The 26,806-nt window shown below is 56.3% G+C and carries 28 protein-coding genes and 4 pseudogenes; 7 read left to right on the forward strand and 25 right to left on the reverse strand.

From position 1 onward, the window contains the following. The first annotated feature begins 12 nt into the window (after positions 1-12). Positions 13-272, forward strand: a pseudogene (locus CP556_RS20945) (MarR family transcriptional regulator). An 86-nt stretch (positions 273-358) separates the two neighbouring features. Here CP556_RS20945 and CP556_RS26170 read toward each other — a convergent pair. The 10 genes and pseudogenes from CP556_RS26170 to CP556_RS20990 form a co-directional block, all read right to left on the reverse strand. Beyond that, positions 359-544 (reverse strand): hypothetical protein, encoded by a 186-nt coding sequence (locus CP556_RS26170; protein WP_098727624.1) that lies wholly within the window; start codon positions 542-544, stop codon positions 359-361. 18 nt (positions 545-562) lie between these two features. After that, entirely contained in the window at positions 563-961 is a 399-nt protein-coding gene (locus tag CP556_RS20955) for a type II toxin-antitoxin system death-on-curing family toxin (protein ID WP_098727625.1), read from the reverse strand. An 87-nt stretch (positions 962-1,048) separates the two neighbouring features. Then, entirely contained in the window at positions 1,049-1,330 is a 282-nt protein-coding gene (locus tag CP556_RS20960) for a DUF8105 family protein (protein WP_394340751.1), read from the reverse strand. Positions 1,331-1,437: 107 nt separating this feature from the next. Continuing rightward, on the reverse strand, positions 1,438-2,196 hold the full coding sequence (locus CP556_RS20965) for a TrkA C-terminal domain-containing protein (protein WP_098727626.1): 759 nt from the start codon (positions 2,194-2,196) through the stop codon (positions 1,438-1,440). Positions 2,197-2,376: 180 nt separating this feature from the next. Beyond that, positions 2,377-2,712 carry a DUF7558 family protein gene (locus CP556_RS20970; RefSeq protein ID WP_098727627.1) on the reverse strand — a complete coding sequence of 112 codons (336 nt, stop codon included), beginning with the start codon at positions 2,710-2,712 and terminating at the stop codon, positions 2,377-2,379. Next, positions 2,712-2,999 (reverse strand): DUF8069 family protein, encoded by a 288-nt coding sequence (locus tag CP556_RS20975; protein ID WP_098727628.1) that lies wholly within the window; start codon positions 2,997-2,999, stop codon positions 2,712-2,714. Before CP556_RS20975 ends, CP556_RS20970 begins: the two co-directional genes overlap by 1 nt. A 251-nt stretch (positions 3,000-3,250) precedes the next feature. Further along, on the reverse strand, positions 3,251-3,556 hold the full coding sequence (locus CP556_RS20980; RefSeq protein WP_098727629.1) for a hypothetical protein: 306 nt from the start codon (positions 3,554-3,556) through the stop codon (positions 3,251-3,253). Further along, a complete protein-coding gene (locus CP556_RS20985; RefSeq protein WP_098727630.1) occupies positions 3,553-3,753 on the reverse strand; it encodes a hypothetical protein in 201 nt (66 codons plus the stop codon). Before CP556_RS20985 ends, CP556_RS20980 begins: the two co-directional genes overlap by 4 nt. Beyond that, positions 3,753-3,908: a hypothetical protein gene (locus CP556_RS26175; RefSeq protein WP_176548279.1), complete on the reverse strand. Its 156-nt coding sequence runs from the start codon at positions 3,906-3,908 to the stop codon at positions 3,753-3,755. Before CP556_RS26175 ends, CP556_RS20985 begins: the two co-directional genes overlap by 1 nt. A 158-nt stretch (positions 3,909-4,066) precedes the next feature. Then, positions 4,067-4,348, reverse strand: a pseudogene (locus tag CP556_RS20990) (hypothetical protein); the annotation flags it as partial. Between the two features lie 219 nt (positions 4,349-4,567). Between CP556_RS20990 and CP556_RS26940 the strand changes: the two are divergent. The 6 genes from CP556_RS26940 (at position 4,568) to CP556_RS25530 (ending at position 9,919) form a co-directional block, all read left to right on the forward strand. Further along, positions 4,568-4,831 carry a hypothetical protein gene (locus CP556_RS26940; protein ID WP_098727631.1) on the forward strand — a complete coding sequence of 88 codons (264 nt, stop codon included), beginning with the start codon at positions 4,568-4,570 and terminating at the stop codon, positions 4,829-4,831. A 184-nt stretch (positions 4,832-5,015) separates the two neighbouring features. Beyond that, positions 5,016-6,194: a sodium:calcium antiporter gene (locus tag CP556_RS21000; protein ID WP_098727632.1), complete on the forward strand. Its 1,179-nt coding sequence runs from the start codon at positions 5,016-5,018 to the stop codon at positions 6,192-6,194. A 289-nt stretch (positions 6,195-6,483) separates the two neighbouring features. Continuing rightward, positions 6,484-6,948 carry an Rrf2 family transcriptional regulator gene (locus CP556_RS21005; RefSeq protein WP_176548281.1) on the forward strand — a complete coding sequence of 155 codons (465 nt, stop codon included), beginning with the start codon at positions 6,484-6,486 and terminating at the stop codon, positions 6,946-6,948. Between the two features lie 262 nt (positions 6,949-7,210). Further along, on the forward strand, positions 7,211-7,669 hold the full coding sequence (locus CP556_RS27360; protein WP_098727634.1) for a MaoC/PaaZ C-terminal domain-containing protein: 459 nt from the start codon (positions 7,211-7,213) through the stop codon (positions 7,667-7,669). A 60-nt stretch (positions 7,670-7,729) separates the two neighbouring features. Beyond that, a complete protein-coding gene (locus CP556_RS21015) occupies positions 7,730-9,058 on the forward strand; it encodes an MFS transporter (RefSeq protein ID WP_098727635.1) in 1,329 nt (442 codons plus the stop codon). A gap of 345 nt (positions 9,059-9,403) precedes the next feature. After that, the gene (locus CP556_RS25530) at positions 9,404-9,919 is read left to right on the forward strand and encodes a hypothetical protein (protein ID WP_141551732.1); all 516 of its coding nucleotides are present in this window, start codon (positions 9,404-9,406) and stop codon (positions 9,917-9,919) included. A gap of 99 nt (positions 9,920-10,018) precedes the next feature. On the opposite strand, the gene CP556_RS21020 is transcribed toward CP556_RS25530, so the two are convergent. The 15 genes and pseudogenes from CP556_RS21020 to CP556_RS21085 all read right to left on the reverse strand — a co-directional run bounded on the left by CP556_RS21020 (position 10,019) and on the right by CP556_RS21085 (position 26,077). Beyond that, entirely contained in the window at positions 10,019-10,291 is a 273-nt protein-coding gene (locus CP556_RS21020; protein ID WP_098727636.1) for a PadR family transcriptional regulator, read from the reverse strand. Between the two features lie 185 nt (positions 10,292-10,476). After that, positions 10,477-10,629: pseudogene (locus CP556_RS21025) on the reverse strand (PadR family transcriptional regulator); the annotation flags it as partial. Positions 10,630-10,912: 283 nt separating this feature from the next. Continuing rightward, on the reverse strand, positions 10,913-11,143 hold the full coding sequence (locus tag CP556_RS26945; RefSeq protein ID WP_343124888.1) for a nucleotidyltransferase family protein: 231 nt from the start codon (positions 11,141-11,143) through the stop codon (positions 10,913-10,915). Positions 11,144-11,214: 71 nt separating this feature from the next. Next, positions 11,215-11,547 carry a DUF7558 family protein gene (locus CP556_RS26950; RefSeq protein WP_098727637.1) on the reverse strand — a complete coding sequence of 111 codons (333 nt, stop codon included), beginning with the start codon at positions 11,545-11,547 and terminating at the stop codon, positions 11,215-11,217. Continuing rightward, a pseudogene (locus CP556_RS27615) lies at positions 11,544-11,711 on the reverse strand (DUF8069 family protein); the annotation flags it as partial. The pseudogene CP556_RS27615 and the gene CP556_RS26950, both read right to left, overlap by 4 nt. Positions 11,712-11,730: 19 nt before the next feature. Next, entirely contained in the window at positions 11,731-12,195 is a 465-nt protein-coding gene (locus tag CP556_RS27620; RefSeq protein WP_098727638.1) for a DUF8030 family protein, read from the reverse strand. A gap of 72 nt (positions 12,196-12,267) precedes the next feature. Continuing rightward, positions 12,268-13,539: a phage NrS-1 polymerase family protein gene (locus CP556_RS21045; protein WP_098727705.1), complete on the reverse strand. Its 1,272-nt coding sequence runs from the start codon at positions 13,537-13,539 to the stop codon at positions 12,268-12,270. 354 nt (positions 13,540-13,893) lie between these two features. Beyond that, on the reverse strand, positions 13,894-16,962 hold the full coding sequence (locus CP556_RS21050; protein WP_176548286.1) for a type IV secretory system conjugative DNA transfer family protein: 3,069 nt from the start codon (positions 16,960-16,962) through the stop codon (positions 13,894-13,896). Next, the gene (locus tag CP556_RS21055; RefSeq protein WP_098727639.1) at positions 16,952-18,079 is read right to left on the reverse strand and encodes a DUF8128 domain-containing protein; all 1,128 of its coding nucleotides are present in this window, start codon (positions 18,077-18,079) and stop codon (positions 16,952-16,954) included. Before CP556_RS21055 ends, CP556_RS21050 begins: the two co-directional genes overlap by 11 nt. Then, a complete protein-coding gene (locus CP556_RS21060) occupies positions 18,072-21,410 on the reverse strand; it encodes a VirB4 family type IV secretion system protein (RefSeq protein WP_098727640.1) in 3,339 nt (1,112 codons plus the stop codon). Before CP556_RS21060 ends, CP556_RS21055 begins: the two co-directional genes overlap by 8 nt. Before the next feature lie 6 nt (positions 21,411-21,416). After that, complete coding sequence (locus tag CP556_RS21065; RefSeq protein WP_098727641.1) at positions 21,417-22,613, reverse strand: TrbL/VirB6 family protein; 1,197 nt, start codon at positions 22,611-22,613, stop codon at positions 21,417-21,419. Continuing rightward, on the reverse strand, positions 22,614-23,315 hold the full coding sequence (locus CP556_RS21070; RefSeq protein ID WP_255291542.1) for a hypothetical protein: 702 nt from the start codon (positions 23,313-23,315) through the stop codon (positions 22,614-22,616). It lies immediately after the preceding gene. Between the two features lie 182 nt (positions 23,316-23,497). Then, entirely contained in the window at positions 23,498-25,258 is a 1,761-nt protein-coding gene (locus tag CP556_RS21075; RefSeq protein WP_098727643.1) for a DUF8186 domain-containing protein, read from the reverse strand. Positions 25,259-25,309: 51 nt separating this feature from the next. Beyond that, positions 25,310-25,795 carry a pilin gene (locus CP556_RS21080; RefSeq protein WP_098727644.1) on the reverse strand — a complete coding sequence of 162 codons (486 nt, stop codon included), beginning with the start codon at positions 25,793-25,795 and terminating at the stop codon, positions 25,310-25,312. Positions 25,796-25,807: 12 nt separating this feature from the next. Further along, positions 25,808-26,077 (reverse strand): hypothetical protein, encoded by a 270-nt coding sequence (locus CP556_RS21085; protein WP_098727645.1) that lies wholly within the window; start codon positions 26,075-26,077, stop codon positions 25,808-25,810. Positions 26,078-26,806: the final 729 nt, after the last annotated feature.

Raw genomic sequence — 26,806 nt, forward strand, 5'->3', positions numbered from 1 at the left:
CCACGGATGATTATGCGCTTTGACGCCGACTGGATGTCTCGCGCTGATGATCGGATTCTGGAGCATCTCTCTGAAGCCGGCCCTGATACCCCAAGGAAATGGCTGACAGCGACCGCGTCCGGTTCTCACGACAACACATCAACGCCCGCTGCAAGACGCTCGTTAAGTACGGCCTCGTCATCCACCTCGGAAACGGCGTCTACGACATCACCCGTGAGGGGGAGCAGTATCTTACCGGTGAACTCGACGCTCGCGATCTCGAGGGCGAATAAACTCAGCTGGTGGCAAATCCAGGGCATCGAATGACCAGTAGTCAGTCACGAACGATTCCGTACACGGGAACTGAAAGGAGGAGTTCTTACTCGTTCTCGAGTGCTGCGTAAATCTCCGCGTGGCGGCGTCCGTCGAGCGTCCCCATCTCGAGGGCGATCGCGCGGCGTTCGGCGTCGCTCTCGGCCGCCTGATACCGCTCATACAGCTGGCGGACCTCGTCGTCGACCGCCGTCGAGGAATCGGTGCTGGACGCCATCGTTCTGTTGAACATACTCAGTGTGTCCCTTTATCAGTTGCGACGAGCGCACGCCCGGAAGTAGATGGCCGCAGTATCTGTGTCGACCGCGGCTTCGTCGGTTGCGAAGCGGTGCAAGAGGGCGCGAATTTCATCACCGTAGTCGAACGTGTACCCATTCAGCATATAGAAGACGACCACCGTTCGGAGTGCTGTTCGCTTGTTCCCGTCGACGAACGGATGCTCCGCCACGAGTAACCGCATCAGATGGACTGCTTTGTGATGGATCGTCTTGGGCACCTCTCCGAAGAACCCCTCCGAGATATACTGCAATGCGGAGGCAATCGCGTCCTCTGACCGAACGCCTGACTCCGTGGTATCGCCTTCTGCCACGATCTGTTGGTGGAGATCGAGGATAAGTTCGACAGAGGGATACGCGAGATCGTCAGTCACGTATCCGACTTTCTCACGCCGCCCGTTAACCGTTTCTCAACCGTCGAAATCAGGTCTCCCCCGTCGTCGACAGCGTAGGGTGCCCAATCACCGATCGTCGTCTGTGGTGTCTACCGTCGTCGCGTCGCCGTCGTAGACGTCGATGTTGTCGGGCGCGTCGAGATCGAGTGGCTCGTCTCCTTTCGTCGTCTCGATCGACTCGACACGTAGCTGGCGTTCCTCGTGCCACCCGCAGTCCCAACAATCTCGTGTAATCCCGATGCGATCGGCTTCACCAGCTGCCAGGAGGGCATCGGTGAGAGATGTCGATATCGGGTTTTCTGGACCGATTTCGAGAGTAACAGGCCCGCTGTACATCGGGCAGTCCATATCCATCTGAAGGGATGTTCTCGTGTTGAATATATTGGTTCGAGGTATTGTTGAAACCCTATTAGTTCGCCACTCTCATCGCTGGAACAGCCGTCAAGTAGGTGTGCTCATTGATCGATAAGCTCGGCCTGTTCGTCAAGCACATCTTTGTGTTCTTCAATCGCGTCTTCGTGAGCATCCACATCGCCTTCGACACGGTCAGAGAGTTCCTGCAACCGACCTTCCTTTCCGTACAGGACGACAGTGTCGCCAGGATGTATCTCCGTATCTGATCCTGGGGCACCGATGTAGTCGCCATTTCGCCGAATGCCGAGCAAGAGCACACCCTCTTCAGCGAGGTTCATCGCGTCCGCGCTATTGTTCGAAAGCCAGTCGTCCTGGTTCACGTCTACTTCAGCGACCCGATACTCACGTTGGAGTCCGAGCATCCGGGTATAGTCTTGGATCGCCAGGTCTGTCGTCTGTTCGAGAGCCCGTTCAATGAGTGGTGTAACAGCTTCATTCAGCAACTGACTCTTCGCGGATGCAATAATTAGAAGCACGCCACCAAGAACGTAGAGGAGCGTAAGCGAATTTTCGCCACCAGAGTTGATGAACGACAGGAGAAGTGACGCGAGTGCACCCACGACACCGATACTCCCGATGCGAATTAACCATAAGACCGTGGATCGTCTGCTGGGCTCGGAAACCGCAAATTCGGCCTCTTCAGTCGTAAACCCGGCCCCAGAGAACGCCGATGCGGCCTGAAATGTGGAGATCTCGGGCGACAGTCCGGTCATCCGAAGCGCGATTGAGCCAATCCGAATGACAAGTAGAGAGAGTGCGAAGATGATGAAGACCGAGAAAATTTGGGTTGTTGCAACCATGTGCGTGTCTACCACGGAGCTGTAAAAGAGTCCTCGCACGTTACACAGTGCAAAGTTAGTACCCTGTATCTACCAGTTAGAGTGATCGGTCGAGGTTGTGAGTGAGGCGGGTGATGGTAAGTTCTCGAAACTGTTTCCACCAGTGCTGTGAGCCAATGAAACGGTAACGAATGTTTGAGCTCACTCCGCCGGCGTCGCGACAAGGTGTTCCTCGAGGTCGCGCGTCCAGTATGTGGCTGGCCCACCGGGGCTACAGCGGGCACAGATCTGGAGGGGTCCTTCGAGGTGACCGAGTTCCACCCGGAACCGCGTGAGCGCTGCGAGTGCGTCGACGACGAGTCCGCAGCCGTCGCAGGTGTGATGATCGCGTTCGTCGGGATCCGGCCGCGTCTGGATGGCACAGTCGACACAGATCGGGTGGGTGATTCGCTCTTCTTTCCCCCAGGTATGGGCTTCACCGGCCTCGGTGCCGGGCGGGGCGTCGCAGAAGGCACAGCCGACGAGTGTCTGCTGCATCACTCCTCCTCGTCGGCGTCGCGGGCAGCCGTCCAGCCACGATGGAAGACGGCCAACTGCGTGATTGAGTCGAACGCCTCGCCACTTGGTTCGTGAACGAGAACTCGTTGTTCGGCGACCGGGATGACCACATCGTCCTCGAGAAGATCGCCAACGAGGTGTCTGGCAGATGTTTCGTCAACATCCGCCGTTGTGACGCGGGCCGCATCCCGGTCCTGTGCGACTAAATCTGCTTCAAGCCGTTTGTGATCGTCAGCCGTATCATTGAATGCATTTGGGCCTGTCATGGGAAATCATGCTGGGAACGCTCTCAAACGCGCCTCGGGCCTCCTGGCGCCGACAGACCCATACGTCGGTAGCAGGTGGGGTAGTGAAGCAGGGCCCAGGCAATGGGAGTATTAACCAACGGTTTGGGATCACTCTCGGAATTGTTGGTTAAAGTCAGTCACTCTTCCGCAGAACTGCAGAAGAGGACACAGACCCCCGAGGGAGAGACAGGGATCTACCTCCAACGAGCGGCTGCGCTACGTACAATAACTTAGTCTCCACCGTTGCGGTGCTCAGGATCGAGCCGAGCATACGCGTCTGCAGTAGTGCGTAGTTCAGTGAGTGACCTGTTGAGCGTCAGTGGCTCGGGAAGTTGTTCGTCTATCTTTCTTAGAGTCTGTTCGACCTCGAGGAGTGCCTCATGCAGATCGTCGACGGGAATCTGCCCGCTATCCACGGCGCCACGTTCTGGGTGATACACCTGATCACCGTACTCCGAGTCGGGAACCGGATCGTCGACACCGAGAGCGTGGTCGAACTCAGGGACGTCCTGTGGATCGGGCTCGTCTGGCGTCATCGGTCGAGCACCTCGACGTCGGGATTCGCACCGGCTGGACCAGCGACCGCTTTCGCACGCTCGAGTTCACGGCGCTTTCTCTGGGCCTGCTGTTCGAGGGCGTCTGCTCGACGACAGCGGTCGATTCTCCCATCGTCGACGACATCGTCGTCATCGATCGTGAAGCGCTTGCCACGGTGGTCGATCTGCTCGAGCATCAGGGTACAGCCTCCTGAACCGCGTCTCGAGCGTCCGCCTGCAGGTGGCCGTATCGGACCTCACAGCTGTCCGAACAGAACCGTCTGACGTACCCTGCTCGATCGCGGGCAAGTCTCGTACAGGTCGGCAGTCGGCACTCGTTGTGGTCGGTCATCTGTCGATACCTCGCTTTAGAAAACGAGTCGCCTCAGCGTCTGACGACGATATTGCTATGTCGTTTACTCTCATAAATCTCTACAGGGAGTTTCATTCGAGCCCTGTACCCCTTCTGGGGCGATAAACTACCTCGAGAGGCGACTCGGTCACCCGAAGTTAATGATCGAATGTTCCGTCCGGGGCAGGGACCAGCCCCGTGCGGATCTTGAGGTCGACATGCCGAAGATGCTTACAACCGTCGTCGGGCTGGCACTGCTGGAAATCTGGACAGCTACCCGTCTCTCCCTCGATATTGACCTCGTATGTATTTCCGCTCTCGCTGACAACCTCGTAGAGAGTGTCCACTGTGGCGAAGCGGACGTCCATGTCCTCGCTCGGTACACAGCGTGCTCGCGAGTCGTCGATCGAGTAGCCACTGGCCTCGAGTGGAGTCGGTGGTGCTGTATCTCGCGCTCATCGTCGCGCCTCACCCGTCAGATGCGAAAAAACAGCTTTCAGATGGTCGGTGGTGGAGATATTTTCTGTATAAGGATCACAGTTTCAGTTTGTTCGAAGTAACACCCGAGCTCGTTCAGTCCCTCACGAAGTCGGTTCCGTATCTCACTGAGGGATATTCTTAAGCAGGACGTTAGCAAAGATTGGGAGTACGAAGTCGAGATGAACGATCTCTCTGATCCACGGCCACCGCTTCCGGAGTGGATAGTGGACGCGTACGATGTCCTTTGCACTCATAGTCTCAACTCGGCTGAGCATGAAGACGTCCAGTCGATCCCTCGAGAGCAAGCGCTCGAGGTCCTTTGCAGTACCGATGAACTGGCCCTCGAACCCGAGGACGCAAACCATGCACTCACTCGGTTGCTCGAACGAGGATACTTCTACGAGGTTGGCGGTGAGCTTCGTGTGACAATACCAGATGAGTAATTCGCGGGTACGGTTCAAGACTCGACTGTACACTACAGATGCTTACTTTCAGCGTAAGTGTGTCACCTCTAGTTGGTTTAATCTCGTCATCATTCCCTCGTTCTGAGTCTCCGTGTATACTTCTCCAATGGAAATGTATACATGATAATTGGGTTTCATATCCTGGCGTGACGTGTGTTCCCATATGGATCAAACCCAGATCCTCACTGTAGGACTTGTCGTGTTGGTCGCTGTCTCGTTTTCAGTCACCCCTGCCCTTGCACAAGAGGAGGACGAAGAAGCAGAAGGAGAGGGAGGGATCGAGGGCCTCATCGAGGGATTCGTTGAAGGACAGGGGTTGATCGGTGCGGTACTCGTCCTTATTGGCGGCGGTATTTTGTTAACATTCTGTGTTGAGAAATTAATCAGCTATCTCACAAGAACGGCGTTCGGCTTGAAAATTTCGCTGTTCGCACTCGCGATTGTTTTCACGGGATTCGAATTCGACGATACGATCCTCGCGCTCGCGCTATCTGCTGGCGGCCTTGAGGGAGCCGCACTTGGGACGGCACTTGGAACTGGCTTGGCGATTATCGGCGTGACGCTCGCGCTCGCGGCAATTATCAAGCCGTTTCCGGTCGATATCCCGTCTGATTATGTTGTCCTATTCGCGCTAGCACCGCTGCTGTTGATCCCATTCGTTCTCGCCAGGACGCTGACGTTCGTTCACGGGATCTTGCTGCTCGGCGCGTTCGTCGTGATGTTCGGCTACATTATTGTGCGTGAGTACCAGCGAGACACACCTGTTTTCCGGAATACCGAACTTGGCAAGGAGATACAGGCCGACGGCGGTGTCACCCTCCCGTCATCAGTCACGCAGATCCCTGAGGACCGCCTCGTCGGCAGGCGTCCTGCCGCCGGATGGATCTGGCTGTTCCTTTCGGTCCTTGCGTTGGTGGGTATCGTCTTCGCATCAATGCTTCTGGAGGCAGGGTCAGAAGTCATCATCGACGGTTTCGGCATTGACGAGACCGTCTTCGGCGCGACTGTGCTGACGGTGATCCTCACCTTCGAGGATCTCATGTTGACGATCGAACCGGTTCGGCGTGGCGTTCCCGAAATTGGTGTTGGAAACGTCATCGGAAGTGTCCTGTTCTCGGTCACCGGCAACGTCGGCGTGATCATGCTGCTGAGCGATCTCGAAATCTCTCAGTCTGTGCTGACGTTTCATCTCCCATCGGTGATCGTCGTGACGGCTCTCGCCGCGTACTTCCTCTACGAGGGTGAACTGAAGCGGTGGCAAGGAGTGTTGCTCGGCGGGCTGTATATTGCCTACTGGCTGATCGCTATCCTCGTGTTCGGTGGGGTGCCGATTGGCGGATAGTACACAGTCAGCGGTGGCAGCCAACTCGAGTTCTCCCGCCACTATCGTTTCTCGCTCTTGGTCAACGTGAATACGTCTCTACCCTGTGCTTACCGCTAAGTCAAATTCGACTGATCCGATTCTCATCGAACTCTTGGACACAATGCTAGCGGTAACTACAGATGCGAACTGATCACTGAGATTTCGGAGAAGGCGCTATTTCGTTGATATCGGATATGCCCCTCACTCGAATTAGGGAGGCAAGACTGAGGGACGCGATTTAAGGCGTATGACCTCATCTATGTCTATCATGAATGCCCAGTTCGTAATCGCCAGCCATACATTAGTCCACTTGGATCTAACGGAAAATACTCGTTTGAGTTCTGAAGAGATCGCTACGAGCGTAGATACAAATGCTGCATTCATTAGACAGATCATCGGGAAGCTTCGGGATGAAGGGCTTGTTACCGCCAAGCGTGGCCCTAATGGCGGATTTTCGCTATCAAAGGAGTCGGCAGATATCTCGCTGCTTGATGTCCATCAGGCCCTTGATGCCGATCGTATCATCCAGATACCAGAATATGATCCGCACCCCCAATGTCCGATTGGAAATAACCACCGGTCGGTCATGTACGATGCGTTGTCATCGGTTGAGAAGGCCCTTGCCGAGGAACTCGCGGATGTTACTATTAAGCAACTCTCTTTAGAGATTCGGAGTCGTGAAATGAACCGTGCACTGAATAGCGTCGCCTCGTCCGAGGATACTAACGAGTGAGTAGGAACGGGCACAACCATTTGTAATTATGTAAATTACAAATCCTGGGGATTTAATACGGACTCTCGACTCTCATAGAGTACATGAAAGATGTTGGAACAGGCCTGAATAAGGCCTATATCGACAGAGAATGGGGCGGAACTATATTTGTCCAGCCTATAGATTGTAATTACTTGAATAACGAATCAATTGTAGGCTTGATGACGACCTTCGAAGTGATTGAGCACCGACCTCCCGAATTCAAGAGGCAGTAGCAACGACAATGAATTACTTTGAGGACTATGAGATCGGAGATTCAAAGACCGTTGGTTCATTCAGCCTCACGAAGTCGGAGATCATTGACTTCGCTGAGCAATTTGATCCACTTTGGCTTCACACTGACGAGGAACGAGTCAAACAAGAGTCGCCATTCGGTGAGATAATCGCAAGCGGATGGCATACACTCTGTTCATGTCACGGTCTAGTTGTTCAAGACACTGGGGATAACTCGGCAGCAATCGGATCCCCCGGTGTTGAGGGTGTTTCGTGGGAGCGGCCGGTATATCCTGATGATACGATCACAGTTACTCGCACAGTAGCTGAAAAACGGCCCTCTAAGAAGGATCTCAGTCGCGGACTGTTGACTGTCGAGATCTTGGGATCTAACCAACGAGATGAAGAGGTCATCACCTATCGGCCTAGGATGTATTATTTGAAACGAGAAGCAAGCGCGGATTCATAGATCCCCTCAAAGGATCCAACATTTCCAATAATGGATGTAGTGTGCCAATAGGTATACAATATGAAAATATGGACTATCACGCACAGACGACGGTGGATCGGCTGGGGACTACTTGCGGCGTCGTTCCTCCTCGTTAGCTTCCACCGTAACGCAACGGCCGTACTTTCCGAAGAATTGGTCGATACATTCACGACCACAGGCGCCCAACTGGGCCTACTTCACGCCTCTTTCTTTTATATATACGCCGCTCTGCAACTTCCGTCCGGATTTATCGTCGACTGGCTGGGCACGCGTAAGGTCGGAGCGCTCGGGACAGCAGTCATGGGGATTGGCGCGATTGGGTTTGGTTTGAGTGAAACCTACTTGCTAGCGGTCGTCAGTCGCGCACTCATGGGGTTCGGTGGGAGCGTCATGTATATCGCCGCCCTCCGATTCGCTGTGAGTTGGTATCGACCGGACGAGTTCGCTACGATGAGCGGCATGACCCTTGCAGTGTTGAGCCTCGGCGCCTTGCTGGCGACGACCCCGCTAGCAGTAGCTGTCACGACCGTTGGATGGCGGCCGACTCACATTGTCATCGGTCTATTCAGCTTCACTTTGGCGGCCGGCATCTATCTGGCCTCGCATTCTACCCCAACCAAGGCTGGACTTTCCCCCGTTGAGGGCGCTATCGAGTCACGACCGCAGACGCTACGAGCGCTCCGTGAGGATACGAAGAAAATCTTTAGAGACGCCGATATCTGGCTAATCGGGATCTATCTCTTCTTCATATTGGGTGTGAGTATCACTCTGTTCGGACTTTGGGCAATCCCCTATTTAACACAGGTATACACGCTGTCGGTGACAAGTGCGTCACTCTATCTCTTGGTGCCGAGTTTCGGCGCACTGTTCGGGGGCCCAGTTCTGGGCTGGCTGTCTGATAGGCTCGGCAGACGAAGCGAGATATTGGTCGTCGGGAGCCTTCTCCTGACCCTCGCTTTCGGGGTGATTGCCGCGATTGGATCACCGCCACTGTTAGTCGTCGGAGCGCTCTTCTTGTTCATCCGAGTTATTTCCGGGATCATCGCGCTTACCTATACTATCGTTAAGGAGCGTCACCCCGAATCAAGCGGAATTGCCATCGGAGCGGTCAATAGTCTCGGATTCATCGGCGCGGCGATTTTTCCGGGACTCATAGGTGCTGTTCTGGATGCGTTCTCGACAGGAGAGGCGGTTGACGGCACGCGGATCTACACGACCCTCGGTTACCGGATCGCATTTGCTATTGCAGCTATGAGTATGCTGATCGGAACCTGTTGTGTTATCATGGTTTATATTCGTGAACGACGCACTGAGTCACAATCCGCGGACGACGATTTGTCCGTCGCTAGTTCTGCACCACAGGAATAGACATTCATTGTTAGTAGCGCTGCTACGAACTTTTCCGCTTCGGGGTTCACCGGTGGCGAACCTCTCGCCGCAAAACTTCGATGAAAGAAGCCAATGGCCTGGCATTCAGCCTTACCGTCGGAGAACTGCTCGCTTCGTTCGCTGATGTTGGTCGCAGTAACTCTTTGGCCTATACTTACCGAGAGAATCAATCTGAGATCAGCTGCAACGAAGAGTGGCAATTTGCTAAGTACGTGTGCATCTATTGGAGGTTCAAATGATTGTTTCACCAAAAGCCGTTAGTATAGATGCGATGTGAGATTTAATATGAGACGTCGAGGTTATGTTGCCACGCTCGGAGCGGGTATGACCTTGCTCATCGGCTTCGTAGCAGTTGGAAAGCCTAACTGGCTTCTGGAGTTGGGGAAAGGGAAGAGTGGAAAAGGAGAGCAAGTGTCGGTGGAAAAAACAATCACTGACGACGCAATAACATACCTTGAAAAGTCGGATGAAGTACGGTATCCTATCGTATATGCTGAGGGAGAACCACAGGAGTACACTACAAATAAATTCAGACACTGGGCAAAACGTAAATCTGCATTTGTTAGTTCAACAGCAGTGCTATCGGCTATTGAAGAACGTTTGACTATCCCTGTCGACGGAATAGGGAAAAGTGTTGGAAGCCGATTATTTAACACAGTGATTTTTGCCGAGTACATAACCCCACGTGAGGCAAACAATTATCCGCCAGAATTGACTTTTCAGAAGGTTATTGACGTAACTCCACGGTCGGTAGAGGCAACAGTAGTCCTGGAAGGGGAAAAATATACGAGGTCTGTTCCAGTAATTGTTCGAAAGAGTAACGACGGACAGCCCGATTGATAGAGCATATCAGATACGGCCTTCTCTACCGATAGTTCCCTTCCCTATACTTCCGATTCAGGAGAGCAAAGCAGTGATCCAGATCGCTTCCGATCTCGATTAGTCGATGTACTGTGATTCCCACTCATAACGATCCTCAATTGCTTGTTCTCCCTCGTCTGTAACTACATAATAGTTCGTTCGTCTGTCGAGTTGCCCTTTCTCGACAAGGTCCTTATTCACAATTGTATCAAGATTCGGATACAGCCGGCCATGATTAATATCTGAACTGTAGTACTGTTCGATCTCGTCTTTGACGTCCTGTCCAGATGGCTGGTCAGCGCCCGCGATCACGTACAGCAGGTCTCGTTGGAATCCTGTGAGGTCGTCCATGGATCAGTCATTCAGGCGAGAGGATATTTACTATTCCATACGTACGTAGATGTAAGCTGATCCAACTAGTCGGTTCTTTATACCGCTAGCTGACTCTCTTATCATTCACGACATTCTGAGACTGTGGTCGTGATGGAACGCTTGAGGGTCTACCCCGGCGCGCACGCTCAGTGGTCATAATCGTCTCACTCCGAACTCGAGAGGACGTCTCCGACGTACTGATATTCCCACTCCCGACGGGCCTCGAGTTCGCGTTGACTACGCGCTGTGATCGTGTAGTAGTTGGTCCGACGATCGGCCTGGCCTTTCTCGACGAGCCCTTTGCTATTGAGACGATCAGCAGGGAAGGTCTCGTCTGTCATCGATCACGGGTCTCGCCATCAGTTGCTGTCACAGCAGACCCATTAAGATGTCTATCAATTCTGGCTACAGCCGCATCAAATCGTTCTCGCGGTGACTGAGTCTGCTTCTCAGTTGCGGAGAGTTGGCTTTGGATATCAGCCACATGCTCTGGATCACCGATGAGAAGGATGCCGTGATCGAAGGTCGTCTCCGCTAGCTCCGGTGACGTTGTCCGGAGATCAACATTATCAGTCTCGAGCGCTTCGCTGAGATCAGCACTCAACCCAAGAAGGCTTCGTTGTAGGCCGGATCACTCGGGCGGACAGTGTCGAATTCAACTGCGATATCGATGTCGCTTCGAGAGTGAGACTCCCCAGTCGCGTGAGAACCGAAGAGAATGGCCAGCTGTACCGGATGCTCTTGCAATACCTGTTGAAGAACCTCGAGAGAGGGGGATCCATCGATAGCAGCGTTCACACTGGTTCTCATCGAGCAAAAATCCGGTCTCATGGCACATAAACACTCAGGAGCCCACTGTATGCGCGCACTCGTTCTGTCTCAGAGCCTCGTATAGCTGTACTCTACTCGACTGCCACAACGTGCTCCTCGAGATTGCGCGTCCAGTACATGGCTGGCCCACCCGGACTACATCGCGCACACAGTTGTATCGTCCCTTCGAGATGGCCGAGTTGGACGCGAAACCGCGTGAGTGCTGCGAGCGTGTTAACGATGAGTCCGCAGCCGTCGTAAGCGGAGTGATCGTGCTTATCGGGATCTGGCCGTGACTGGATTGCACAGTCGACGCAGATCAGGTGACTGACCCGCTCGTCTTTCACCCAAGTGTATGCAGTGCCAGTTTCCGTTCCGGGTGACGCCTCACAGAACGAACATCCCGCGAGTGTCTGCTGTGTCACGACTCCTCCCCCGTGACATCATCTTGGGCAGCCGTCCAGCCTTGATGGAAGACGGCAAGCTGGGCACTCGAGTCAAAGGCAATCCCACTTGGCTCGTGGATGAACACCCGCTTGCCAGGAACCGGCGTCACCACTCCCTTATCGATAAGTTCAGTAACGAGCTGGAGTACCGACGGCTGATGATCACCTCTTGCCGATCCGTGGACCTGTTCGCAGTTGCCACGTTGGCTTCACCCGGAACGTGTCTCGTTTCCCAACAGGGTGAGTATGGCTCCGATTCGTCGCCAGTGATGCGGGCCGTGCGAGTCGGTTGATCAGTTCAGTGCGCACGTCCTGTCGGGGTATCGTCTGTTCGTGCCAGCCGAGCCGTTCGTCGTAATAGCGCTTCCTGAATAGCTGGCCGGTCGTCTCGGCTGCGATGTACTGCGTCAGTTTAACTCCCCAAACGTTCGACGATCGATACTCGGCACCGACGTCTGCATGCGTGAGTTCCACGAGGACACACTCGACGAACGCGACGATGGACGCACTGCTCCGGTTGTTCGGGACTGGGAGATGGAGGTCAGACCACGGCGATACTGAAGCGTTCGGATCGGCTAATGCTCGGTTGATACGACGGTCTCGCTGGTGCTGTCGCTCAGAATGCATACGTTGCTCCGGGGCAGTTCGAAACCCCGTCACCCCTATCGGGATGATAAACGCTACGTCGTGGTCTCGCGGTTACTCGGAGCCACTCCCGAACAACCGTTTCGTCCGGCCCCACACGGACGATGTCTCGGACTCGTCATCGTCCGCACCAGCATCCACGGCGCTCGCTTCGTGAATCCGGTCTGTCTCTCGGTCATGATCTGCAAGTTCGGCCGTGAGACGCTCGATCTCTGCTTCGAGTGTGTCGATACGCTCGTCCTTTTGTTCAAGCGTCGCCTTGAGTTCGTCGACACGATCGGTTAACAGCCGATTCTTCTCGGTCAGATATGCGCGACTGCGGTTCGAGTCGTCACGTCCGGCATCGGTAGTCGACGTACCCGAGCTGGCGTGGGATTGCGTGGACTCGTCTCTGGAGTCTGGATCATAGAATTCCGAGGTGTTCGCAATCGCCCGGTCGATGGTTTTCTCCCCGTACGTCGACCCATCGGCGTAGTGAACCTCGTCCCACTTCTCCCGGAGAAGGCCTGATTGGCGGAAGAGCTGATCTACGCGCGTGTGGTCGCCGCCGGTCCAGAACGCCAGCAAATAGCACAGGGCCATGTCAGCCTCCGACTGGCTATCGTATCCGACTGTATTCCCGTTCCAGAGCCGCTCGAACTTCGTCCCATTCGACGCGTTCGTTGCCTTCTCGAGGAGCTCCTCGTCCTCGAGGTCAACGTCAACCCTGCCTCCACCGTTCGTCTCTGACTGGTCGTCAGTAGCGCCACGTTGCCCGGACTCGGCCTTCACATCGCTATCAGTGTCTTGGACGTACTCGCGGTGGATCGCCACGAGCGCGTCCTGTCGGCGCGCAACGTGGGTTGGTGTCTCCTCGACGTGGCCGCCAGTGACGGTGAAAAAGCGTGCAGTATCGTACAGTTCGATGCTTCCGCGGCGGTTTCGTCCCTCCGGTAGTTCTCCGGTGATGAGCACGTGGTAGCCGGTTCTGGATGGTGAAATTTCCGTATAGGAGTCGAGTCGCTCGATGATGTCCAGCGCTGCGTCGTCGACCTCCCCGGTCTCGGGATCACGGCAGTCATCGAGATCCACGCCGACAATTGGATCATCGTCGGTAAAGACGAAGCCAACGCCAGCAGCGTTCCCTGTTTCGACGTACTCGAGTGCCGTCTCAAAGCTGTCCCACGTATTTGGATCCGTCGACGACGCGAACGCTCCCGTCTCTGGTGACACCGGTATCTTCGTCGGTTTGCCATCGCGCTTTTCCTCTCGCCAGCACACCCACTGCTCACGCTCTCGCAGGTCGTCTGGAAGTTCCGATGCATCAATTGGCGGTTCAGAATCCATCATCATACCTCGTGGTGAGAGTCCGTCTGGACATCGCACATCCTCCATCACGATGTTGATAGAAGTCCCAGTGACCGATGGGCTGTTCGCTACCCTGTCCAACGGGTGCAACCCGTTCTATATTAGTTGGTTTTTGGCCGGGATTTACCCTGGACAGTGCTTCCGTCCGGTGGTTTTTACTCCGGACACTCGTGGATGAGCTTACCCCGGACATCCAGTTACCCCGGACGGATGAGTCAGATACCGTGCGTTCGTGGTAGAACGAGCAGCATACGGTAGAATTCCTACTCGGAGTCCAAGCGGAATGGAACCGTGAGGAACGCCAGCCAGTATACCCAATATTCCTGATATCACTCATTGGTCAAGTAGCTGGTATCCCTCTGTCGTCAGATCGATACCAGTGTAGACATTCACTTTCTCGTCGCCCTCTCTGACGCGGTCACTATCATAGTCGACGGCATTCGCCAACTTCCGACCGAACCAAACGTCGTTCGTTCCGTCAATGTCATGCGTCTCGACCCAGTTGGTGTACGCCTGAAATAAATCGTTCTTCGGCACCTGCGCTCCATCGGTCTCCTTCACGTACATCGCCGTGAACGCTTCAACACCGTCGCCATCTGGATCGACGTCAACCGACTCGTCTCTCCGCGGCGAATCAGATACTGACGCATCTAACGGAGCATCCTCACCAAGGTCGGTCGGCGAAACTTCGACTTGGGATGAGCTATCGATGGAACCGCCCGGCCATAGCTCCTCGTGGTCGGGGTTATCGGACAGCGCATATGTCTCGCCATGCTGGAAAATAATGGGACTGCCGTCGGCTGGGAGAATCAATACGATGTAGCTTTCGCGCGAAACGTCTGCCTTTGGAAGGTCGACGTCGGGGATGAACGGCCGTTTGATCGGGGTCCAGTCTCTCTCGAAGTCGTCTTTCGAGTCATAGACGCAGGTATCTCCGGGTTCGTGGACGGTGTACTGACCGGTTTCTCGGTCGTGGCTGTAGTAGGCCGGAACGCCGTCTTTGGAAAGTGTTCCCTCGTCTGGAACACGGGAAAACTCCGTCTCGCCGTCTGAAAGTACGCGCTCGCCGTCATCGCGTGTCCAGACAGTTCGATTTGTGTCTGCGGTGTGTGGCCGAACTGCGGTTACTCCACCGTGAGCGGTCGCGCCACCGCCGAACATCACGATCTCGTCACGATTATAGAACTGTTCGGTGCCGTCGGCCCGCTCTTGCAGCGGCGGCGAGAGGATATTCTCGATTCGCTTGGCCCACTTCGTGTCGGAGTCACCAGGACGGACGACGAAGAGCGGTATCCGGTCGGCCTCATGTGCTCGTTTGAGGTTCTGCAAAACTTTCGCGGGCCGGTCAGGTGTCGTCGTCTCGGCCTCAATGTTGAAGACGTCGTCGTGGTTTGGGTGGGTCGCGGTGGCGTCAGGTTGCTCGCTCCCATCCTGTTCGAGGATATCGACACTGAATCCGCGTTCGGTGAGCGCTGTCTCGGTATCAATAAGTACTGCATCGTGGCTCGTCCCGCCTGCCGACCCGACAGTCCCAGTCTCAGGCTGTACCGTCGTTTCCCCCTCGTCGGAAAGACGGACGACAATATCGTCGTTCTTCAGTTCGACTTCGAGTAACCGTGACGCTTCACGCACGTCCGGCAAGTCTTCGTACTCATAGTCAATGTCGGGATGGCTGTTCTCAAGGCGTACCGAGAGTTCCTCGTCGAGGGTGGTGACATCCACCCAGCCGTTTTCCGTCCGTACGTCCTCACGTATTTGCACTGCACGAATTGCCTCCGCCATCGTTTCATCCAGTATCTTCGTCGGATTCGCTGCCTCGTTGGCATCGCTGTAGATGAGGTTTTGCATAATCTCAGCGTCGGTCAGCGGGTCGGTCCCGTAACAGTCTAAACTCTGCTCGATGATATCGTCGACCGCGTCAGCCGACCGAAGCGGTGGATATGGCGGGAACGAGCGAAGGAGGACGGGCTCGGAGTACCGACCGCCGTCAAGAGGTAGTTTCGTCCAGGCCTGATACTGGTCGGTCGAGATGAGGTCCTCTGCCGTATAGTCTCGGAACCGCTTCATCAAGAGCTGGGCGTCGTCGACGTCGTTCACCGAGAAGGCGATGAGGCTGTCGCAGTTGTTCTGCATCGCCTTGAGCGTCTCCTCATCGAACTGTGATGGGTACTGGGAGGAAAGCGTCACAGAGAGTCGCATCGACCGGGCACGGGCGAGCATTGACTCGATATCGAGGTTGTCGCTCGCGATGTCGTCAAACTCGTCACAGAGGACAAAGTAGGGGTCCGGGTCGGTATCGCGTTCGTACGACCGTTGTTGAATTGCGCTCCAGAGGTTCCGCATCACGCCGAGCGTGACCATCTTCTTGATGTCCGTGTTCTCGACGGGCGTACGGACGATGACGATTCGGTCGTTGTCGATGATGTCACGGAAGTCGATCGTACTCTCGCGGTGGGAGATGATTCGCCGGATGACCGAGTTTTCGACCCACGATTTGATTCGCTTGAGCAGCGGTCGGACTGTCTCGTCGTCCATCCGTGCAATTTCGAGGCAGAATTCACGCACATAGGGGTCGTCGACATCGAGGGCAAACTCTTCGCGTCGCTCGGCGTTCAAGAGGGTGAAGTACATATCGATCACCGAGAACGGTTCCTCGGACTGCATCATCGCTCGCCCCATCGACTCGGTGATCGACTCCATGTTGATCCCCCAGTACTCGTCCGTATCGAAGATTGCTTTGAGGTTCTCGATGCGATTCTCGATTTCATTTTCGCGTTCCTCCTCGGTGTTGCAATCGGGAACCTCGAGGAAGTTCAGTCCGACCGTCTTGTCGTGCTCTGACGATCCAGGCTCGATCCAGACGACATCGTCCAGACGGTCTTCGGGGAGTTTCCGCAGGAGTTCGCGGGAGTCGCGACCTTTCGGGTCGAAGTATACGAAGCCATACTCTGAATATGACCACTGGATCATCATATTCAGCAACTCCGTGGTTTTCCCGTAGCCGGTGGTGCCCGTGATCCAGATATGCCGGAACAGCGACTCGAAACGGAGCGGTGCTTCACGGAATCCACGTTGGGCGTCCTCGTCGTAGCCGATCCAGAGCGGGGCGGGCGAGGTGTCAACACCTGATTCGAACATCTCACGGACGTGCGAGCCCGCAACGGTGCCTTCACTGGCTGTCTCGGTGATGACGGACTTCCCACCAACGTAGGCCGTGTCTCGCTCACTGATATCGTACGTTTCGCCGAGTCGGGTCTGGGAAGCCGATCGTGAATCGGACGTTGACCGCTCGTCTCCGTTGGTCTGCGAATTGGAATCTACTTCCTCATCTTCTGTGGGCTTCTCGGACGAGGGAGGCGACTCCTCGGAGTCGCCACGATCGAAAAATCGGTCAAACACCATTGTGTCCTCTGTTGTCAGCATTGCGTTCGTTTGCATCTCCGCTGTCGGTGGCCGGTTCGTATTGGCCTGCGTCGGCGGGGACACGGTCACCGCGTTGCGTGTATCGCCAGTCGATGTTCGGCGTCTCGATCTCGTTGTTCGGGATGTGGGCGACGCCGGCGAGTTCGTCGACGGTCATGATCATGCGCCGGTCGGTCCACTCGCGGTCGGCCATCCGGGTGACATGCTGGCGGAGTACCTGCGCACGCTTGGCTTCCTTCCGATGCCATACCGGTGTATCGTCGAGACCCTGCTCGGTGATCGCGTTGTAGTACTTTCTGAACATTCCGGCCACCCCACGGGCACGGGCCTCGGCCTCGTCCTTATCTACTGAAATTGCGACCACACGGATGTTGACGTGGAACGCCTGCTGGCCGCGCTGCTGCTCGATAGTTTTGGCGGCCTGCTTGTCCTTCTCGCTTGCTGGCCGCGTGCGAGGATTGAGCCATCCCACCGACGTTCCCTGGCGGAGTGCGTGGGCGAGGTCGTCGACACTGTTGTGCTTGAACCGGTCGCCACCGGTCCAAGACTGCTTGGCCGGTCGAAAGACGACCTGCGTGACGACTTTGCTATCGTCGAGCGAGAGCATCTCGCTCGTGATCTCGCCATATGGATCCGTCTCCCACTCCTCGCTGTTGTGGTGGCGAATCGGGTAATAGGGGAGCTTCTCCATCTCTAGCCACGCACCGGCGACGTACTCGTCGGGCTCGATGACGGGGAAGGCAGATCCTCCTTCGACGGGGAACACCTCGCTGTTGGCGTAGTTGTTGCCGACGCGACGGCGGAACTTGTCGGCGGCCGCCTCAGTTGCAGCGTGCATGAAGAATTTGACCTTCCCCTCGTCGAACCAGACTTCGAAGGAGTGGTGGTCGCTCGTGTTCTTCCCCCGGAAGTTCGTCGTCACGTCGTGAACTGACTGGAGCAGTCCGGCGCCGTCGACGACTCCCTGATTCTCTTTGAACGGACGAATCCTGAGCAGGATACCCGGCGCACTCTCTGGGTGCTGGACGAACGGCTCTTCGAACTCCAGCTGTGTTGCGTCGTACTGCAGGTTGCCACCCAGGAGTTGACTAAACATCGTCAGCACCCTCCTCATCGGACTGGACAGCGTCGTCTCCGCCGTCAGCGAGCGCGGACGTCTCCACCGTACCGTTCCGCCGTGCGTTCGCGACGACCGCTTCGATGATCTCGTCCTCGGTGAACCCATCATCGAGAATGCGAGTCGCCTCGTCCTCGCAGAGGTCGTAGCGGTTAGTGAGCGCGTTCATCTGCGCCTGATCCTCCACGAAGCCCTCGAAGTCGACGAGGTTCTCGGGCTCGGCACTAATCGTCTGCTGGATGAACTCGCGGTCGTCGGGCTCGTAGTCGATGACGCGCTTCTCGAACTCGTCAGCGACGACGTGCAGCGGGTATGTCCCGTGTTCTTCGACGCGGACGAGCGCCTGACTGTATCCGAGATCCTCCTTTCCGGCGTCGGCCCCACGGACGTACTGGCGCTGCTCACGCGTGAGCCCGATTTTGTCGGCCGTCTCGTCATCCAAGTCAGGCAGTTTGTGGAAGACTTTGATGGGGCACATGCCAAGGATTTTCTCGGCCTGGTCGGTCTCGTAGAACTCCTGGGCAGTCTGGGAGAGTAGGACCATCCGCAGGCCGGCGTGGCGCTGGTGCCGGAACGCCGTTTCGAGGAAATCGAGATTCGCCTGATCCTCGAAGAGGTAGTGCGCCTCATCGATGGCGAGTTCGACGTTTCGATCGGTCTTTTTCGCCTGCTGGTAGACCGTCGACAAGAGCAACTGCATCAGGAACGTCTGCCGGTCGATTCCTGACGCACTCCCTTCGATTTGGCCGAGGTCGATGTAGACTACCTTGTTGTCGCCTTCGAGGATGTCGATCTCCGACCGCTCTGAGAGATTCGCGTACGCGCCACCCTCACGGAACGGCTGGAATGCAATGGCGAGTTCGTCGGCGTACTGTGCGGCGCGCTCGCGAGCAGATTCGGACGCTGCGATGTTGTGTTCCTCGGGATGGTCGGCGATATCCGCGAGGATACGATGGACATCCGTCATCGTCGGCGAGTTCTCCGGGGTGTGCGTCGACACGTCGTCCTCGACGACACCTGCTTGCCGGTACGCTTCGTCGATGACGTACGAGAGCACCCCCGTTTCGGTTCCGAGGTTGATATCGCGAGCGGTCAGGAAGTTCTCGAGCACGGCGTACACCTCGTCTCTCTTCGCGGACAATGGTGAGATACCGTCCTCGGAATCGAGCACCTCCTGGGGCGTCTCACGGATCTCCAGGGGATTCAGCTGTGTGTCGCCCCCGACAGAGATCGTCTTCGCGTTCAGCGCGTCGGCGATGCCGTTGAACCCGCCGACCGGGTCGATCATCACGAGCATCGTCTCCTGCTGGCGCTTCATCATCCGCAAGTGGCGCATGATGTCGCCGAATGTCTTCCCGGCGCCGGGCATTCCGACGACGAGTTCGCTGTGGCCGGTTTCCAGCTCCCACGGGTTAATCTGGACAGGCGAACCGTTGTGACCGTGGTAGCCGTACTCGACGCCCTCGTCCATCATCATGTAGTTCGACGAGAACGGGAACATCGCGCCGACCGCCTGGTTCGTCAGCGTCGACATCCGGTCGCGACCAAGCTCATTCCGACCGAGGGGTGAGACTGTCGCAAGGCCCTTTTCTTGCCAGCGGTTCGCTACTTTGAGCGTACAGTTCGCGGGCGCGTCTTTGACAATCGAGCGCAGGCGCGTCGATTGGTTGTCTAGTTCCTGCTTGCTCTCGGCGGAGAGTCGGATGAAGACGCCACCACGGTAGAACGACGCCTTGTTCGCCCGCACGAGCGACCGCATGAACTTCCCACGGTCGATGTCCTCCTGGAGATCTTCGGCTTTAAGGCTGTTTGAGTCGTGCTGGTTGACCTTCAAATCCGAAATCCAGTCGGCCATCATATCCTCGGCCGACTGGTTGCCGAACGGATCGAGATGGATGCTGATGTCCGTCTGTAGTTCGGTCTCCAGCAGTAATCGCTCGAGCATCCCGTCGGCAGGTTCCTCCGGGAACTGCTCGATCCAGAACGTCCGGACGTACGTATCGTCGTTGATGACGGCGTAGGTCGTCTCCCAGTCGACCGTCGATGGCGCAATAACCGACTGATGTAGCGTCGACGTGTCATCGAGGTGATTCTCATAGTCGACGTCTGTCTTGTCGTCCGTTTCTGCGACTTCACTGTCAAGGTCATCGACGGAGATGTCCCACTCGTTGTTCTCTTGGTCGTGATCGTTGGTCGAAGTGCCACGACTGCTATACTGGCCATCGTCCATCGCGTCGACGACATCGTCTGGGTCTGGTGTCGACGGCACGTCGTCGCTGATGCCGTGTGCGACGACTGGGAACGTGCCGATTGCGTCAGTGATATCGCCGTACTCCTCAGTGCGCCCTGTCCAGTATTCTTTGGTCACACGAGTGAGATCGTAGGCGTCAACCGGACTGACCGAACAGCGGTAGAGCGACGACCCGCCCCGGCGGATCTGCCCAAGCCGAGATTCCAACTTGTCCTCTTTGAGGCGGTCGCGTTCGGCCTCGGAGAGACCGTCGGACTGGAATCGACCAAACACGCGCCCCAGGACAGGGATGTCGGCAAGGTAGGCGAGGACGCTATCACCGGTTTCGTCGAGCTGTTCGACGTCGGCGTCGCGAACGGCGGTGATGATGTAGTATTCGCGGATGGTCGTGCTTTCGGAGTCGATATCGCCATCCTGGTTGGTGTTGGTGGTGATGTACTCTTCGAGCAGCCGCTTGAGGATGGGGCGCGAGCGGACGTCGGCGTCACCGAGGCGACGCTGGTGGCCACGGACGACGTCGTCCTGGTCGACTTCCCGGCTGGTGAGATAGAACTTCACGTGGAAGTCGATGGTCGCATTGACAAACTCGGAGAGCGATTGGACGGCTTTCGCCCACGCCTCGTCGTCTTCGAGCGCCATGTTCGCCGGTTCGACTTTCATTGCGCCGACGAGTGCGCCGTCTGACCGCTCAATGGCGTGCGGGAAGACCTGACCAACGCGGGTCAGGTAGCGGACTTCGCTATTGTCCTCACCGTGAGTGTACTCCTTGTTCTTGACCGCCCAGCCGAGGCGGGCGGCCAGCCACTCGGTTAGCCACAGGTAGGAGGGCTTCACCTTGTGGAGTAATCCCAGAAGGAGTCCGAGCATGATGCCGATCCCGAGGATTGGGATCGTAAAGGTGGCCGGGACGAGTGCTGCGCCGATGAGCGTGACGAACGCCACGCCGACGAACAGCATGATCTCGCCGATGGTATACCCCTGGAAGAACGCAGTCGTCCCGCCGAGGGATTGATGAATTCGTCGCGCGCTGTACTCGTGGTCGTCAGTGTTTGTACTCATGGATCGTCACCACCGCGAAACCTTGTTTTTCGTGTTCCTGAACGCCTGCTTCGACCGGGCCTTCGCCGCCTGTGTGGCCTGACTCACGTCTTCTTTCGTCTTATCGCGCATCCGTCCCGTCTTCGACTGCCGCAGGTTATTGTAGCGACCTGCGTGGCCCTTCGCCGATTGAGCAGACGATCCAAGCGTGTAGGCTTTCGAATCACCGCTACCGAGCTGTGTTTGTCCGCTCTTCGTTACCGGGCCGTGGCCGTTCTCGGCGTATCCTCGATGCACGTTCCGGGCACCGCGAACAGATTTTCCAGTGCCTGTTTTCGCGGCTGAGGCGGCAGCCGCCGGATTCGTCTTTCCCGCTCCCTGTCGGGCGATCGTCTGGACCGCAGGGGCAGACCAGTAGACGGTCATAATCGAGGCGATACAGGCCGCCGGTATGAGCACGAGCCCAAGGAATAGCGAGAAGATTCCGTCTGCGCTCGTAGTGAGATTCATCTGCCAGCCGATTCGAAAGAGGACGGCAGCAGGAAGTCCCGCGAGAACGAGACCAGGATAGACGCCAGCAGCACGGCGAGCGATCTCCGATGCCGGGCTGAGTGGCCACACGTCAAGTGCCCAGAAGACACCGAGTAACGGCATCAATGGCGTCAGTACGAGGATTCCAAGCCACCGAAGACCGTAGACGATGGCGGCAACAATGAGCAAAAAGTTCGAAATCATCACCATGGCGAGAACGACGAAAAGACCACCGACTGCCGATTCGATGAGACTCCCAAACCCGGCCGACATACTGTCAATTGGGGCGAGCGTGAGGCCCAGTGCATCGGCGAACTGGAGCGGAAGCGAGACAAGCGGGAACCAGACAAACGTCCCCATGAACACGAGCCCGATCCGTCGGAGGAGTCGTTTACGACGGTAGTTACTGATTGATCCCGATCGGAGACCGATGTACGCGAGTCCAATAACTAGTAACATGATCGTCAACGGCAGAATGTACTGGAGATAGAAACCCGCATACAGACTCTGCCATGGCGCATTATCGGGCGTGCCGACGACGATGTACCGGGAGCTGGATTCCGGCGCGGGGACACCGACAATTGGGTTGAGAAGCGCCTCGAAAATGTCATTTGCAAACCCGAGGAATGCCTCTTTAATGCTCGTGAGGACGTTCTCGATGGCGTCCTCAACCTGCTCTTCCATCCATCCCATTCAGGTATCACTCCCGTTCGACGTCGTTTGGGTCGAATCAGTCGGGTCGCCGTCCACGATGGTTAGTTCACACGAGTATTTCTCCCCACCATACTCGATTGTCTGTGAGTAGGACGGATTCGTCCCAGCCTGGACGGCTCCTGTGACGGTGAGCGTATCCGTCTCCAAGTTGCCACAATCGATAGCCCCGTAAACACCAGTCGGATCTTCCGTCTGATATATCGGAGCAGTAGAGTAGATAGTTGTCTCACCTGGCGGCAAGAGGGTGTTAGGATTGTGCGTCAACGTCCCCGATGGAGATACCTTGGTATGTGGTGAATCTGTCCACTGAAACGCCGTGAGATACGTCGGCGCGTTCCCTGTATTTTCGACAGTAAGAACGGCGAATTGCTGCCACATTGATCTGTCCTTGTCCCAATCCATGTCCGGATGGTTCTTCGCCCACTTGACGTCTGTAATCGTGACCTCGGGCTCGAGGGAGATCGTCGTCTCGCCGACCGTCTCGTCACCAGCGACAGCGACGACGCGGTAGTCACCGGGCGTGTACCCGTCTTCGGCTTCACCGAGGAGCTGGAATGTAACCTGTGTCGCCCCCTCTTCGACTCGCTGAAGCGCGTTCATCTCACCATTCGGATTGAGAAGATTCACCGAATTAGCCTCAGTGTCGCTGGCGAGTTCGACAACGAGGGCGGTCTCGTTCATCGCGACGCTCGCAAAGATATCGCTCTCGCTTCCAAGAGGTGGTGATGTCCCAGAGTCAGTACTATTGTTATCGGATGGCGATGAGGTACAGCCAGCGAGCGCGACGAGGGCTCCGCTGAGCCCACTGAGGACTGTTCGGCGGTCGATACACCTGCTGTGACTGGGTGAGTTGGTGTTGTCGTTCATGTTCGGTTTGAGAGTCCAAGCAGCGCGCCATCGGACATGTAGTCGAAGCCGAAGACTAGGACAGCGACGGGGATGAACCAGAGTATCGTCACGACGACGAGCTGGATGAGCGTCTGGAAGTCGGGGAAGTTCGCAGGTGTCTTCGCGACGTCATCCGACGCTTCGTATGGTTGATCAGTGCGCCACCATGGAGCCGACTGGTACTGGCCGTGAACGAGCAGAGAGGGATTCGAAATGGTAATGACAGCCATTCCACTGTTGTTGAGCGTCGTGGTCTGATTCCCGACCGCCACGCGGCCGGTCGTGACAATATCATCAGTCGCATTCTCCGTGACTTTTGCACGGACGACCGCGTGGGTAGCGTTGGCTTCGGTGACGGTCACGGTGAGATTCGTCTCGCGGACGGTTTGCTGCTCTGAGAGGGAGACCGTTCGCGATTGCCCTCTGACGATGCCATGTACCGTGACCTCACGGAAGGCGCTCTTGTCGAGGGTTGTGGAACTTACAGCAATCGAGTCTGCGTTCACGTACGGATCGGCAGACCCGAGGTCGATGTTTGGCGGTAGCGACGGCCCTGATTGTTCTGTCCCCCACGTTTCCTCGATGACGAGTGGACGCTTCCCATCGCCGGTTGGTTCGGTCAGCACGTATGACGCTTGCTGACTCGGGAACGCGTGGACTTGGACGGGACGCACCGACGACTCACTACGTGACGTGTTGGCCGCGGTGGTCGTGACCATCGTCTGCCAGCCAGATTTCCCGGCTGTGTAGAACCACCAGTTGCTCCGGGCCCGAACGTCACCGTCGACCGCAATCGTCGACCACTCCGTGTTCGGATGGACGACCGCGCCGATTTGGTCCTCGTTTGCTTCGAACTGGACACGATTCCCAGAAATGCCGGAAAGTTGGTTGACAACGACGGTCTGTGACGTCGACACCGTTTTCGATGCTTCAGGGGTTTCGACGTCGCGATTCCAATCTCCGTCACAACTGGAGATCGAGGAGTTCCAGTCTGGACAATCCAGTGTGACGTGACGGAGTTGTACCGTAATATTGGCCTCGACGGTCAGCTGCGGTGATTCCGAGAGGTCAGTGTACTGGAGCGTGGCCTGATGGCCGCTTCCAGTGTTGATGGTTCGCCCATCAGCGGAGAGCTCAACAGACTCGATACTCGTTTGGTCGATCGACCAGTGATCACGCTGCGACCCGTTCTGATCCCCTTGGGGAACAGCAACGCGGTAGTCACTGAGTGCGCGGACCTGGCCGTCTGGGGCAACGTATTGCGTCGTCTCGTTCCCTTGGTGGAGGATCGTCGACGGTTGGGTGGCGAAGATGCTGACATACGCATCCTTTATGTACACACCGTCTTCGAGGGATGCACTTTCAGGATGGATAGACGTATCTCGGCCACCAGGACTGAAATCACCGGAATCTCCATTGTTCCAGTCCCCAGTAGCCTGTGGTGGCTGCTCGAACGGGATGTCCGTCGACCGAGCAAGTCGGTGTGCGAACTCGGCACGCGATGAAACGTTTGCATCGTCGAAATCGTCTGCTGAGAGATTGCCGTTGTCGGCGTCCTCGGACCAGAGATGCTGAAACGTACTGTTATTCACGCCGTAGTCCGGTCCGTCGTCAGGAACAGCAGATCCTGAATCGGATGTTGTGGCGGGAGCTATGCCTCCCGCGACGACAACTACAGCGCTGCTGCTCACGAGAAAGAGGGCAAGCACGGCAGCCATCGTACGGAGGGTGTACATGATTATGAGGTGAGGGGAGCGGAGACAGTTCGCTAGCCACTCCAAATGGGATTAGAAGGGCTTCACGCAGTCTGAGAAGCCGAATCCCATTTGACTACCGACTTTGTCGATGAGTTCGGGCGAGACGAGTGCGAGGGTGACGATGCCGAAGCCGATGCCGGACATGACGAGTTTTTCCTTGGCATCGTTCTTCTTCTCGGGGTTACCGCCAGCGCGCATGTACGAGAGGCCAGCCTTCCCGATGTAGAAACCGGTTGCGGGGAGGCCGAGGCCTGCGACCGCGCCGAACACGAGGTCAATCCCTGTCGCGACGCCAGTGTCACAGTATACATCGCCGACCTGACTCTGTGCGGCGGCCGGGCCAACAGCGACGATGAGGAACGCGAGCCCCATCGAGAGGGAGACAAACCGCGGAGGCGCTCGAGCGAGGACTGCTTTGAGACGGTGGCTGATCGTCGACTCGGCGTTCTGGTCGTCAGTAGGGGATGTTTCAGTTGACAGTGCATCGCTCGCGGGGTCAGAGGGTGCTTGGCTCATAGACTGGGGGAGCTAGTCGGTGGAAGGGTTTGCTTCGAGCAGGGCGTTCATATCCTCGATGCTGGAGGTTTGTTCGAGGAGGCCGTCGAGATCTCGGTCGCTGTCAGTAAGCGCGTCGTCGACGAGGTTCGAGAGTTCGTCGCGGTCGATATCTCGATAGGCCGTCTGCTCGGCCAATGCCTCACGGAAGAGCCCGGATGCGTTGATTCCGGTCGCCCAGCTGAGGAATAACGCATCGGCGGGCATGATCGACACAGTGGTGTTGACGGTGTTCCGTGACATTCGTCAGTTGATTATGTGCGATTGAACGATAGCTGGCAATGTTGATTACATTCATATATAATTTTTGGAAATCACCGATAACGATGGATAACCGATATTGAAGATTATATAATTATGGTCTATCGTGTTATCACTCGAATAGTGGAATTGCAATACGGGAATATGAAGTACAGTGCACTGACTCTTGTAGCAGGGTTATTCTACACCGGAGGTTAAGACACTAGAGGAAACCCCGTCACCTGATGGAAAGATGCGACGATGTGGCGGTGGAATATTCGACGGCTATCGCTGCGATAATTGCGGAGACTACACCTGTGAGGGCTGTTTCGAATATCTTCCCTCGAAGGGTCTAGTCGTAACCAAACATAAATGCCCTCACTGTGACGAATGGGCTGTCCTCGATCGGTACGCCTGATGCTACTTCAAGCAACAAATAAAGTTAACACTAAGTTAGTGTCCAAAAATCCAGCTACAGAACTGGAGTTGCTCAAGTTCGTCGTCGACGGGCTAGGTACGGAGGGCGTGGATTACAGGCGGTTTGCTACCAATCGCTCCATCCCTATATTTCCAGTATTTCGATGGAATCAGTCAGGCAGAAGTGGCTCGCTGGGAAAGATTCACCAATATACCGGTACGGCGACAACCAAGAAACGAGGATGTCCGTGAGCGTTCACGGCGTCTCGGTTCCAGACGTCCGCTGTCTATACTCTTTCTTGTTGTACCGCTCTC

It is taken from the genome of Natrinema sp. CBA1119 (assembly GCF_002572525.1).
In the GTDB taxonomy this organism is placed as follows: Archaea; Halobacteriota; Halobacteria; order Halobacteriales; family Natrialbaceae; genus Natrinema.